This is a genomic window from Lewinellaceae bacterium (assembly GCA_020636135.1).
GTDB lineage: Bacteria > Bacteroidota > Bacteroidia > Chitinophagales > Saprospiraceae > JAGQXC01.
The window spans coordinates 216,328-229,877 of sequence record JACJYK010000002.1 but is presented as its reverse complement, the minus strand read 5'-3'; the positions used below and the strand labels follow the sequence as shown (position 1 = coordinate 229,877).

Annotated in this window: 11 protein-coding genes; 5 read left to right on the top strand and 6 right to left on the bottom strand. The window is 49.7% G+C overall.

The genetic code is table 11. From position 1 onward, the window contains the following. Window positions 1-9 precede the first annotated feature (9 nt). A complete protein-coding gene (locus H6570_16045; protein MCB9320797.1) occupies window positions 10-378 on the bottom strand; it encodes a BlaI/MecI/CopY family transcriptional regulator in 369 nt (122 codons plus the stop codon). Window positions 379-384: 6 nt separating this feature from the next. Beyond that, the gene (locus H6570_16040; protein ID MCB9320796.1) at window positions 385-1,530 is read right to left on the bottom strand and encodes a tetratricopeptide repeat protein; all 1,146 of its coding nucleotides are present in this window, start codon (window positions 1,528-1,530) and stop codon (window positions 385-387) included. 72 nt (window positions 1,531-1,602) lie between these two features. On the opposite strand from H6570_16040, the gene H6570_16035 reads away from it, so the two are divergent. From H6570_16035 to H6570_16015, 5 genes are all read left to right on the top strand, one after another. Further along, window positions 1,603-2,604 (top strand): class I SAM-dependent methyltransferase, encoded by a 1,002-nt coding sequence (locus tag H6570_16035; GenBank protein ID MCB9320795.1) that lies wholly within the window; start codon window positions 1,603-1,605, stop codon window positions 2,602-2,604. Continuing rightward, a complete protein-coding gene (gene rpiB, locus H6570_16030; protein MCB9320794.1) occupies window positions 2,601-3,032 on the top strand; it encodes a ribose 5-phosphate isomerase B in 432 nt (143 codons plus the stop codon). Before H6570_16035 ends, rpiB begins: the two co-directional genes overlap by 4 nt. A gap of 21 nt (window positions 3,033-3,053) precedes the next feature. Next, on the top strand, window positions 3,054-4,646 hold the full coding sequence (locus H6570_16025; GenBank protein ID MCB9320793.1) for a M28 family peptidase: 1,593 nt from the start codon (window positions 3,054-3,056) through the stop codon (window positions 4,644-4,646). Between the two features lie 438 nt (window positions 4,647-5,084). Then, a complete protein-coding gene (gene htpG, locus H6570_16020) occupies window positions 5,085-6,950 on the top strand; it encodes a molecular chaperone HtpG (GenBank protein MCB9320792.1) in 1,866 nt (621 codons plus the stop codon). An 877-nt stretch (window positions 6,951-7,827) separates the two neighbouring features. Further along, window positions 7,828-8,409, top strand: coding sequence for an outer membrane beta-barrel protein (locus H6570_16015; GenBank protein MCB9320791.1), 582 nt, complete (start codon window positions 7,828-7,830; stop codon window positions 8,407-8,409). Between the two features lie 58 nt (window positions 8,410-8,467). On the opposite strand, the gene H6570_16010 is transcribed toward H6570_16015, so the two are convergent. The 4 genes from H6570_16010 to ligA all read right to left on the bottom strand — a co-directional run bounded on the left by H6570_16010 (window position 8,468) and on the right by ligA (window position 13,549). Beyond that, window positions 8,468-9,562, bottom strand: coding sequence for a DUF4837 family protein (locus tag H6570_16010; GenBank protein MCB9320790.1), 1,095 nt, complete (start codon window positions 9,560-9,562; stop codon window positions 8,468-8,470). A 46-nt stretch (window positions 9,563-9,608) separates the two neighbouring features. Next, complete coding sequence (locus H6570_16005) at window positions 9,609-10,577, bottom strand: AAA family ATPase (GenBank protein MCB9320789.1); 969 nt, start codon at window positions 10,575-10,577, stop codon at window positions 9,609-9,611. A gap of 102 nt (window positions 10,578-10,679) precedes the next feature. After that, on the bottom strand, window positions 10,680-11,417 hold the full coding sequence (locus H6570_16000) for a M15 family metallopeptidase (protein ID MCB9320788.1): 738 nt from the start codon (window positions 11,415-11,417) through the stop codon (window positions 10,680-10,682). Continuing rightward, entirely contained in the window at window positions 11,414-13,549 is a 2,136-nt protein-coding gene (gene ligA, locus H6570_15995) for an NAD-dependent DNA ligase LigA (protein ID MCB9320787.1), read from the bottom strand. The genes H6570_16000 and ligA overlap by 4 nt, the downstream gene beginning before the upstream one ends. Window position 13,550: the final 1 nt, after the last annotated feature.

Here is a 13,550-nt window from a genome sequence, read left to right as displayed (position 1 = left end):
TGGTGTTGATTAATCTTGTGATTCCGGCCCTTCCAGACCATCCAGTAATTGTTGTAATTCTTCCCAGTCCACCTGTTCCTCCTTCACCAGATAAGAAACCAACCGGTGCACCGAACCGTCAAAGTAGTCGCTGACCAATTGTTGCAATGATTTCCGGCGGTAATCATCCCGTGCAACACTGGGAAAATATTCATGCGTGCGTCCATAGGCTTTATGATCCACAAAACCCTTCTTTTCCAAGATGCGCACGATGGATGAAATGGTGCTATGGGGTGGCCTCGGTTCCCCGAGATGATCCAGAATATCGCTCACCGTGCAGCGCTCCAGGGTCCAGATCCACTGCATAACTTCTTCTTCAGCCGGAGTCAGTTTTTTCATACGTGATTATTGATTGGATTTAGATTGATGGATAAATTCTTTTAGGTAGCGGATACGCTCATTGGCATAGGTCGTGTATTCTACATTTACATCGGAGGTGGCCAGGTATTTCTGATACAGCTTCAATGCAATGGTTTTATCCTTGTAATACAAATCGCTCACCTGCGCTTTAAAAAACAGATACTTGGCTACCCCCGAGTAGGTATAAGCCTCTTCGTAATTTTGAATGGCTTCCTTCCATTTGTTTTCCTGCTTGCAAAGCAAACCCAGCTGGGCATAATAAAGGCCAATGTTGGGTGAAATGGATTTCTGAACGGCCTGCTCCAGGTGGAAAATGGCTTTGTCCGGATCCTCCTTGACCGTATAGGCCATACCCAGGTAATAATGGGTGTATTCCGTGTCGTCTTTCTCCAGCAGGTTTTCCAGGATATGGATGGCTTTGTCTACCGAATCAATCTGCAGATAGGCATAGCCAAACATCTTCTGATAATAAGGGTTCAGGTCCAGCCGTCCCCGCGTTCTTTCCAGAAGTTGTACCACCAGGGGATAGTCCCGCAAAGCATATTTGGATTTGGCGCGTTGCAACAGGACCTGCAAATTCATCGAATCGAGCTGGTAGGCCAGATAAAAAAGGCTGTCCGCTTCCTGCACCTGTTCGTTATTGGAAAATAAATTACCCAGGCTCAGGAGTACATCAATATCATCGGGATTGAGTGCGCGGGCCTGTGCATAATAATGAAAAGCATCAAGGATGATGCCTGCTTTCTCAGCGACCTGCCCACACAGTTTATAGTAGGTAGGATTTTCCGGATCCAGTCTGATCAGGCGGCGGTATTGAAGAAATGCTTTGGGATAATTCCATTCCTGCTCGTACAAACCTCCCAATTGCAACAGGGCGGCAGTCATGGCCGTATCCTGTCGGACCACCTTTTCATAATTCTCCTTGGCGGCTTTCCACTGGCCCAATTTATTTTGGCAATAGGCCATGCGGTAAAGGGTGGTGGTTTGGGTATCCGCCAGAGACTGATAATAGGTCAGCGCTGCCCGGAAGTCCTGCCGATCCATGGCCGCCTGACCCGGGTCTGACTGGGCCTGGACACCATACCACCAGCCAGTTATCAAAAAGGTGATCAATCCATACTTTCTCCTCATAGAACAATTGTACAACTAAATTTTCAATCAAACAACTAATTTATCACTTATGTAACGTAATTATACGTTGTTATGGATCCATGGTGCCTTTGGACCCTCCTCAAAGGCATGGTTGTGGCGAAAAATCCGTATCATGCAGGCGATTTTTTAACCCTCGGTATGGATACCACAGCGTCATCGGCAAAGCGGGTACATCTGCAAAAGTGTCCCATCTGCAAGCAAAGCTCATTACAGCTCCACCTGAATGTTCCCGATCATGCCAAATCCGGAGAGATCTTTGAGTTACTGCGCTGTTCCAAGTGCCAGCTGGTCCTCACACAGGATGCACCTGATGCTACAGCCATAGGTCCGTATTACGACTTCCCGGAGTACGTGTCCCACACCGATACCCAGCAGGGATTGTTTTTTCAATTGTATCATTGGGTGCGGTCCATCATGGTCCGCCGCAAGGCAAAGCTGGTCAGCCGCTGGAAAAAATCACCCGGGAAATTATTGGACTACGGCAGTGGTACCGGATTTTTTCTGCATCACATGGTCCAGGAAGGCTGGCATGGCATTGGTCTGGAGGTTAACGAAGGTGCACGCAATCACGCCCGCAGCAAATGGAACCTGGACGTCTACAGCCCGGATCGGCTGGATGACTTCAGAGAAGAATTTGATGTGATCACGCTGTGGCATGTGCTGGAACATATCCATACCCTGGATCAAACCATGACACATCTGATCCGGACGCTCAAACCCGGTGGCCTGCTCGTGATCGCAGTTCCTAATTACACCAGCTTCGATGCAAAGTACTACGGCAAGGACTGGGCTGCCTACGATGTACCCCGTCACTTGTGGCATTTTGCTCCGGCCTGTGTCGTCCGGCTGGCCCGAAATCTCACCTGTCTGACCAAAAAATCCATGCCGTTTGATGCGTTTTATGTCAGCTTATTGAGTGAAAAATATCGTCAGAGTGGTCTTCTTGGACGTTTACGCGCACCTGTGATCGCCGCTTTGTCCAATGTAAAGGCTATTTTTAATCCGACCAAAGCCAGTTCAGTCATTTACGTTTTCCAAAAACCTATGGTATGACAAAAATTGCATTCGGCTGTGACCATGCCGGTTATATTCTCAAGGCTCCCATCATTGCCCATCTTGTTGATGCAGGATATGAAGTCATGGACTTTGGCACCCACTCCGAATCGTCCGTGGATTATCCGGATTTTGCCCATCCGGTAGCGTATGCCGTGGAGGGTGGAGAAGCGGATTTGGGTATCCTCTGCTGTGGCAGTGGCAATGGTGTCGCCATCACTGCCAATAAGCACCAGGGCATCCGTGCTGCCTTATGCTGGTTGCCCGAGCTGGCTACACTGGCACGTGAACACAACAATGCCAACATCCTCTGTATGCCGGGACGATTCGTTTCGGGTGAAGAGGCGGTAACCATGGTAAAGGCATTCCTGGCGGCCTCTTTTGAAGGAGGACGCCATGCCCGCAGAGTCGGTAAAATGAGTTGTTGATCCGGAAAATTGCAAATTAAAATGCGGAATCGATTTATCCTGTTCCTGGTCCTGAGTGCCTCACTGGCCTGGAGCCAGCCCATCGTCACTCAAGATGCCAGCGTCGACGCGGCACAAACCATTACCGTAGACGACCTGCGGCGACGTCTGACCTATTTTGCTTCCGACGAAATGGAAGGTCGTGAATTGGGCACGGAGGCCAATCACCGCGCAGCACGCTACCTGGCCGATGAATTGCAAAAAATGGGAATCCAGCCCTATGCTCCTGGCAAAGGATATTTCCAGTCCATTCCTTTCTACGGTACCGACTGGACCGATTTGTACCTTTCGGTCAACGGTACCGGCTACCAGAACCTGGTCGATTATTATTCATTCATCCGACTCAACAGCCCACTGCCCCGCCTGCAGGATAACGAAGTCGTCTTTCTGGGTTACGGCATTGAGGATCCCAAGTACAGCGATTACAAAAAAGCCCAGGTGAAGGACAAAATCATCGTCATACTTTCCGGTGAACCAGTCGACCCGCAGGGTAACTCCCGGATAACCGGCACCAAAGAACGGTCAGCCTGGTCCAAAGCCATTCTCCGCAAACTCACCCTGGCTAAAAACAAAGGAGTTAAGGCAGTTCTTATCGTCGATGATCAAATCGAAAAGGACATAGCCGATAACAGCCGTCAACTCAAATCCAATGCCCTGAAGATGGGAGAACCGGAAAATCCCAATCTCCAATCCGACTATGCCAATCATCTGTACATTTCAGATGCCGTCTTTCAACAGCTGTCCGGGAAGCAGTCCGCTCAAGTCGCGAAAGCCAGAACCCGTATTGAAGAAAAAGGGAAGTCCCGGCCGGTCATCCTGAAAGCCGATATTACCCTCGCACAAAATTTTGCCGAAAAAGAATATCCTTTTGAAAATGTGCTGGGCTACATCGAAGGATCCGATCCAAAGCTTAAAGACGAGTTGGTGATCGTTTCTGCACATTTTGACCACATCGGGCGTAATGGTGACGTCATCTTTAATGGTGCCGATGACAATGGCTCCGGCAGTTGTACAGTCCTGGAGATAGCTGAAGCATTCCACGCTGCCCAGCTTGCCGGCCACGGGCCACGCCGAAGTGTGCTTTGCCTGTGGGTTACCGGTGAAGAGAAAGGGCTGCTGGGGTCACGGTATTATACAGAACACCCGGTATTTCCACTGGAAAATACCGTTGCCGATGTCAACATCGATATGGTCGGTCGGGTGGATGCCAAATACAAGGACAACCCTGACTACATCTACGTCATTGGTTCCGACCGCTTAAGCACCGCCCTGCACCAGATCAATGAGGACGCCAATGCAAAATACACGCAACTGACCCTGGACTATACCTACAATGCCGACGATGACCCGAACCGGTTTTATTACCGCAGCGACCATTACAATTTCGCACGTAAAGGCATTCCGGCTATTTTCTTTTTTAATGGAACGCATCCCGACTACCACCGGCCAAGTGATACGGTGGATAAGATTAATTTCGTGAAAATGCAAAAGGTGGCTACGTTGATCTTTCACACTGCGTGGGAACTGGCAAATCGCGATCAACGGATTCAGGTGGATGTGCAGGGGAGGAACTGAAAAAATCTCGGAATAAAAACGGAATACTGACATAACGTCATAAAAAAAGCGAGATCGGCCCTTACCCCCCAGTGGACCGATCTCTAATAAAGCTTTTCTTCTCTATTGAAAGATGCTTTACGAGTCTTCATTATGCAGATACCTTGCCAAACTTGTCCGGAAATTCGTGGTCCGGAACACTTTTTTTCACATAGCATGTTTAGCTATGTATAACCATATGATATTGAAAAAGGTGTTTGATTTGGAGTCAAAAATATTTTTTCAGATTCGTTCGGTACCAAAAACAGGTACCAATCTGACCCTTTTTTGACCAGCATTGGAAGTATTGCACCCATAAGACTGTAATGAAGACATGGGTCACCTTGTCAATATGGCACAATCCGGCATGATGGCATATCTTTTGACCCACGCCTAATTGGAAATAAAAAATATAAGCTTATGCAAACGGGTAAGATCTCAGTTCAAACCGAAAACATCTTTCCGATAATCAAGAAGTTCCTCTATTCCGATCATGAAATATTTCTTCGTGAGCTCATCTCCAATGCAGTTGATGCCACCAATAAATTAAAAGTGCTGGCCTCACGCGGCGACTTTGCCGGAGAGCTGGGCGATCTGACGATCCAGATCTCTCTGGATACGGAGGCAAAAACCCTGACCATCTCCGACCGCGGTATTGGTATGACCGCGGCTGAGGTTGAGAAGTACCTCAACCAGGTGGCATTCTCCAGTGCCCAGGAGTTCCTGGAAAAATATAAGGACGAAAACATCATCGGCCATTTTGGCCTGGGATTCTATTCCGCATTTATGGTGTCAAAGCAAGTGGACGTCCGCACGCGCTCTTACCAGGATGGGGCAACCGGAGTGACCTGGTCCTGCACCGGTGAACCGGAATATACCCTGGACGAGAACGATAAGACTGACCGGGGAACCGATATCGTTCTGCATATTGCAGATGACAGTGTAGAGTTCCTGGAGCAGTCGCGCATTGAAGATCTGTTGCAGAAATATTGCAAGTTTCTGCCCGTGCCCATCCAGTTTGGCACCCGTACCGAAACGAACATGGAAGGTGAGGGCGACGATGCCAAGGAGGTTAAGGAAGAATTGCCGAACATCATTAATGATACGCCGCCACTCTGGAAAAAACAACCTTCGGACCTGACCGATGAGGATTACAAGTCCTTCTACGAGGTGCTATATCCCTTCACGCCGGAACCGATGTTCTGGATTCACCTGAATATCGACTATCCGTTCAATCTTACAGGGATCCTTTACTTCCCTAAACTGAACAATACCTTTGAGGTCCAGAAGAACAAAATACAGCTTTACTCCAATCAGGTTTATGTGACCGATGAGGTGAAAGAAATCGTACCGGAGTTCCTGACCTTATTGCACGGTGTGATCGACTCACCGGATATTCCATTAAACGTATCCAGAAGTTATCTGCAGAGTGATGCCAACGTCAAGAAGATCAACAGCTACATCACCAAGAAGGTAGCTGAGAAACTGCAGGAATTGTTCAATAAAGACCGGGAATCCTTCGAAAACAAATGGGATGATATCGGGATGTTCGTTAAATACGGAATCATCTCCGATGAGAAGTTCTATGAAAAAGCGATCAAATTCGCCCTGTTGAAAAATGTGGATGGCAAAGCCTACACCATCGATGAATACAAAGCGCACATCAAGGATCTGCAAACCGACAAACACGACAAACTCATTTGCCTGTACACGCCAGACAAAACCGGTTTTGACTCCTACCTGAAAGCCGCGCGTTCAAAAGGTTATGACGTATTGCTGATGAATCAGATCATCGACAATCACTACATGCAGCATCTGGAGTACAAACTCAATGATCTGACGTTCGTACGCGTCGACTCCGACACCCTGGATAATCTGATCCAGAAAGATGAAAAGCAAGAATCGGTACTCTCTGAAAAACAACAGGAGAAAGTGAAGGAACTCTTTGAAACAGCCCTGGGTGATGCCAAAAACAAGATCCAGCTGAAAGCGCTGTCACCGGAGGATCATCCGGTTGTGATTACGCGCCCGGAGTTCATGCGGAGAATGCAGGAAATGCAGGCCCTCCAGGGTATGGGCGGATTTGGCGACCGGGATGATTTTTACCAGGTGGTAGTCAATACCAATCATCCGCTGGTGGCCGACAAGCTGCTCAAGATGAAAAGCGAGGAGAAAAAAGAAACCTTTGCCAATTACCTGTACAATCTCGCCCGGCTTAATCAGAATATGCTTAAGGGGGAAGAGCTGACCCGTTTTATTGAAAACTCCCTGGAGTTTATGAAATAGGCAGGGGGGAAAGGTAAAAGGGTATCAGGGGTTCCAGAAGTATCAGAAGTATCAGAAGTATCTGAGGTGAAACACTGTAACCCTATGGCTTCAGCCTGGGGAACCTAGCATGGAGCATAGAGCATGGAGCATGGGGGTAAAAGGTAGGATCGCATCCAAAGGCATAACACCCTATAACCCCGTGGCTTCAGCCCGGGGACTAGCATGGAGGCTGGAGCATGGAGGGAAAGGCATCAGAAGTATCAGAGGCATCAGATGTGAAACTCCAGTAGTCCCACAGTTTCTGTCTGGGGATCTCATCCAAAGGCATAACACCCTATAACCCCGTGGCTTCAGCCTGGGGAAACTAGCATGGAGCATGGAGGGAAAGGTAAAAAAGGTATCAGGAGTATCAGAGGCATCAGATGTGAAACTCCAGTAGTCCCACAGTTTCTGTCTGGGGACAGCATCCAAAGGCATAACACCCTATAACCCCGTGGCTTTAGCCCGGGGACTAGCATGGAGGTTGGAGCATGGGTGGAAAGGTATCAGAAGTATCAGAGGTATCAGAGGTGAAACTCCAGTAGTCCCACAGTTTCTGTCTGGGGACAGCATCCAAAGGCATAACTCCCTATAACCCCGTGGCTTCAGCCTGGGGAACCTAGCATGGAGCATGGAGCATGGGGGGAAAGGTATAAAAGGTATCAGAAGTATCAGAGGTGAAACTCCAGTAGTCCCACAGTTTCTGTCTGGGGACAGCATCCAAAGGCATAACAACCTATAACCCCACGGCTTCAGCCTGGGGATCAAATAAATACAGCTTCCGGATAGGGGGGCAAATATTTAGCCGGTATCCTTGGAGTAAATCATTTAATAGTTGATGCTAAACCTTAATCGTATGAGAAAGCCTGTTTTATTTACGATCCTGCTTTTTACTGCTTCACTGGTATCTGCTCAAACAGAAACTTTATTCCACAACATGCGTCTGAATGGCGGCTTTGGTGCTGTGCTTTTTGAATCCAGCAAGATCAATGGCGACTACCGGCCATCCATGGGCGGTGGAGGGGGACTGGTCTTTAATGAACTGTTTCTCGGATGGTATGGCCTGGGCAGCACCGATTACCAGGCTCTGCTGGATGGCGACCAACCGGAGCTGGAAATCGCCCATGGTGGGTTTTGGATTGGGTATATGTATCCAACCAAAAAACTGGTCCATGCTTATGGAAGCATGAAAATAGGCTGGGGCGGCCTCGGTATTAATCTGCAGGATGAATTTGATCATTGGCACCGGAATGTTGACGGCTTGTTTGTACTGACTCCGGAAGCCGGTGTCGAACTCAATGTAGCCCGGTGGTTCCGGATCTCAGCCGGAGCCAGCTATCGCATCGTGGATGGCGTGCGCACCGACGGCTACACCAACAGTGATTTCAGCGGACTGAACGCATCCATTGGTTTGCGCTTCGGCTGGTTTGGGAGATAGGACCAGGCACCAGGGCGTCAGGAATTCGAGGTGTCAGGGTATCCGGAATTCCGGTGTTTCAGATGTTATCAGCAAATTTCAGATGCGTGACGATGTATTCCAGCTGTTGCATGAAATCCCGTTTCTGTTTCCCGGGCGCATAGACGAAGGCATCGATAAGAATTAACCGGTTGCGCTGCGGATCCTTGATCAGGTAGGCGAAAAACGGACCACCCATGTAGTCGTATTTCATCTCCCAGATTCCCCGCGCCTCCAGGGTATAAGCCTTGTCGATGTCTTTCTTGTAGACATACATGGGCAGGTCCACATCGTTGATCAGCATGTAAGATCCCGGTGTGTTGGTTGTGATGTACTTGCGTGTCACCTCATCACACAATGCTTTGATCCCTTCTTTACTTAACTGCTCCTCATCGGTGTATTTGACGGTATGGATGAGCAGTGAGCTGGTCAGGTCGGACAAGTCCCGGCGTACCCAGAGGGTGGTCGAATCCTCAATGGCCTTTTTGTAATCGGCCGGAATATCCAGCTGGATGCCGAACTTTTCGGTGATCAGTCCATTGATGACGTTATTGTCACCGGAGAGGTAGGTTTTTGCCCGGATCTGGCTTTCATCAAAAGAATGGATGCGCTGGGCTATCCCGTTGAAGCTGCCGGCAATGTTATTGATCAGCTCATCCTTGCCGTAGCCCAGAACATAGAAGATGATCTGTCCACGGGCCCATTTGTCACGACCCACTTTATTGGAAAATCCGGGGTCGGTCTTAGCTCTTACCACAATTTCGTCGCCAAGATCAGCGATCACCTGTTTGGTTGCTTGTGAAGCGGTGTCACTGAGGTCGGCCAGATAAACATAGGTGCGTAATTCACGACGTACCGACTCGATGCTGACCTGGGCAGGTGTGTAATAACGGACATCGAACAATGGCTCCGGCTGTGGCATCATCGGGTAAGCACCTTCATAAAGGTACCGGAATGTATCGCCGATCATGCCGTCCCAAAGGTCCTGATCCGCGATCACGGTCAATTGATTGGTCGACCCGATGGCGGTCGGGATATTCTTCAGTTTCTCGGCGAGATTTCCCCCGCAACTGCTCCAGATGATCCCCGCCAGAATGAATACGTGAAGAAAATATTTATGCTTGAATAATGACATGCTGGTATTTATCAATATAGATGCTTCCCGCCAAATGGATGGTGTGTCAGAACAAGTCCTGGATCAGCATTTCTTCGGTCACACCTTCTGCTTCCGCCTTATAATTCCGCACGATGCGGTGCCTTAACACATATTTGGCGATGGCGCGGACATCGTCCATATCGGGTGCATATTTTCCGCGGATGGCGGCATGGCATTTGGCTCCAAGTACAAGATATTGGGACGCACGCGGACCTGCACCCCAGGCCAGATAGTTGTTCACCTTTTCACTGGCCATTTTGGTTTGCGGACGGGTTCGGGTTGCCATCTTGACAGCATATTCCAGCACATTATCCGGAACCGGGATCTTCCTTATCAGGTTTTGAAAAAACAAGATCTCTTCGGCATCCATAATGCTCTTCAGTGAATAGTTCTGGATGACCGTCGTCTCCTTCACCACCTTGATTTCTTCTTCATAGGATGGATAATCCAGAGGAATATTGAACATGAACCGGTCAAGCTGCGCTTCCGGCAGCGGATAAGTTCCTTCCTGTTCGATCGGGTTCTGTGTAGCCAGTACAAAAAATGGTTTGGGAAGCAGATGCCGCTGACCGCTGACCGTCACCACCCTTTCCTGCATCGCTTCAAGCAATGCTGCCTGGGTCTTCGGCGGGGTACGGTTGATCTCATCCGCGAGGACAATGTTGGCAAAAAGGGGCCCCTTATTGAAGCGGAAATGCCTCGACTCATCGAGGATTTCTGATCCGGTGATGTCGGAAGGCATCAGGTCCGGCGTAAACTGGATCCGTTTGAACTCCAGATCCAGCGCATCGGCAATGGTGTGCACCAGCAAGGTTTTAGCCAACCCCGGTACACCGACCAGTAAGCTGTGGCCATTACTGAATAAGGATATGATTACCGCCTGAACCACTTCATCCTGACCGATGATCACCTTACCTACTTCCGATTTGATCTCATGGTATTTACGGGCTAATGCATCCACCGCCTGCACATCCGATTGTATCTGCTCCGACATATATTTGGATTTGAAAAAGTAAAAATAGAAAATATACCCTGTTTGGGATCAAAATCCCAGCTAGTGAAACGACAGAAGGACCCCTTATGTTTTCAGGATCAATCATTCATTTGCCGAAATACAGCCCCACTGAAACGAATCGACGGGTGCAAATGCCTGGCGGTAGGAATAATGCCACCACTCGGTACGAATTCCGCCAAATCCTGCGGCGGTCATCCACCGGTCCAGTAAATGTCTGCGCTCCCGGACACCTTGTGTCAGTCCACTGAAATCCCGATGCGCCTCCGGGCCAAAATGATCGAAATCGGATCCCAGATCCAGCAGATTTCCGGCAGCATCCGTCAATCCCAGGTCAACAGCCAGGCCGCGGCTGTGCATGGAGCCTCTGGAAGGTGGTGTTACATAAGACGCGTTCGGAAATGCTTCCCACAACACCTGTTGGGCCTGTATTGGCCGGTAACAATCCCAGAGCACCATCCCCAGGCCCCGTGCATTCAGAGAGTCCTTTAGCGAAAGCAAAGCTTCCCCGGCAGCCTTCTTCAACAAACAGCGTCCGCATGGATAAATAGTTCGATGTACAAAATTATGATCACCGGCATAACGGAGATCCAAAAAATAGGGTGGCTGGTCCGGGATCTCAACCCATTGAGATGTATCGTAATCGAATACCACTCGTACCGGCTGATCCATTTCAGAATAGGTATCCGGATCGAGGCTGTCCGGCAACGGTTCAATAACCTCAGGGACACGGGTGGCGCTTTGGTGGCAGGCTACCAGCAAAATCAAACCCAACAGCGGCGGAACGATCTTTCCTGCCAAACTGGAACGGTGAACTCTCAAGACGTTCCTTTACCAATCTGCTCTAAAAATTCCACCTCCGTCCAGATCGTTACGGTACCCAGAGCCTGTGCCTTGGTCAGTTTGGACCCGGCATTTTCACCGACGACCAGGATGTCCAGGTTACCGCTTACCGCACTGATGTTTTTTGCCCCGGCGGCGGCGGCCATAACCTGTGCTTCAGTCCGGGACATATGCTCCAGCGATCCGGTGAATAAGATGGTCTTCCCTGCCAGCGGGGCATCCGTGGCTACCACCTTGGCACGATCCTGCCCGGTCTGGGTAAAATTGACCCCTAAGGCCTCCATCTCCTCCAGCATACGGATATTGTCCGGCTGCTTGAAGAAGGCGATTATATTTTGTGAGACCACCGGTCCCACGTCTTTAATAGCCACAAAGCGGTCGAAGTCCCAATCTTTCAGTTCCAGCACGTGACCGACTTCCGCAGCGATCAACTCAGAGACCCTTTTCCCCAGATGGTGGATACTGAGACTGTGCAATAAGCGTTTGATGGGATTCTTTTTGGCTTTTTCCACTGCCTCTCGGAGGTTCTCAGCCGATTTTTTACCAAACCCTTCGAGCCCGGCAATCTTATCATAGTCCAGTCGATAAATATCCGCCAGGTTATGTAGCCATCCCAGAGCATAAAAGCGCTCTACATTGGCGCGACCAAAGCCCTCGATATCCATGGCATCTTTGGAAACATGATGGATCATCCGCTGCAGGACCTGGGCCTCACATTGGTAATTGACACAGCGCCAGGCGGCTTCCTCCGGTTCGCGGAAGAGCGGATGGTGACACACCGGACAATTTTTGGGAAACTCTATAACCTTTTCATTGCCGGTACGCAGCTCTTCCAGAGGCTTGACGATATAGGGAATTACATCCCCGGCACGTTCGACGAGTACTTTGTCGCCCAGGCGGATATCTCTGGAACGGATAAAATCTTCGTTGTGCAGCGAGACCGAAGACACGGTAACCCCGGCCAACTGGACCGGTTCAATCTTTGCTACCGGCGTGATCGAACCGATCTTGCCGACCTGAAAATCGACGTGCAACAACGTACTGGTAGCCTGCTTGGCCTTAAATTTAAAAGCAATGGCCCAGCGGGGGTGATGGCTGGTATACCCTGCCCGTTCCTGCATCTCCAGGCTGTTTACTTTAATGACCATACCATCGATCTCATAGGGATAGGACTCCCGCCTCGCTTCCCAATCGAAACAATACTGAATGACATCCTCAATGTTGCGGCATACCCGGGTGACATCTACAGGAACCCGAAAGCCCAGTAACCCCAAAAAGTCCATATTGGCGGCATGGGAGCCATGGTCATCGGTAACAATGCGGCCATTGGCATCTTCGGCATATCCCAACTGGTAGATGAACGCATCGATGGAACGCGCCGCTGTCTCACGTGGATCCTTGGTGCGCAGACCTCCGGTGGCTGTGTTGCGTGGATTGGCAAAAAGCGGTAATCCCTCGGCTTCCCGCTCCGCATTTATTTTCCTGAATTTTTCCTTGGCGATCAGTGCTTCTCCGCGAAGCTCGGCCCGATAGATCCCATGAATTTTAAAATCAGCCTTGAGAGGGATCGAACGTATCGTCCTGATGTTATTGGTGATTTCCTCCCCTTCTACCCCATTGCCCCGGGTGGCAGCCCGCACCAGGAAATCGTTTTCGTATACAACCGCAATGCTACCTCCGTCAAATTTGGGCTCCACGGAATATTCCACCTCGGCGTCCGCCGGCAGGAAGTTCAGTTTTTTCACCTGCTCATCGAAGCTCCGCAAATCCTCTGCATTGTAGGAATTATCCAGCGAGAGCATGGGTCGCAGATGAGCTACCGTTCGAAACAGATCCGTCAAATCACTGGACACGCGCTGGGTGGGTGAATCCGGTTGTTTCCACGAAGGATGCGCAGCCTCGAGTGATTCCAGCTGTTTGTACAATTGATCGTATTCGAAGTCACTGATAACCGGATCATTGAGGACATAATACCGCCATTCGTGGTAGCGGAGCGCATCTCCCAGTTGAATCAAATGTGCTTCCGATGGCTGGACAGGATGCGCCAGCCATTGTTTGGACAGGTCAAAATACTGCCGCTGAATTTCAGGGGAATACGGTTGATTGGTCATG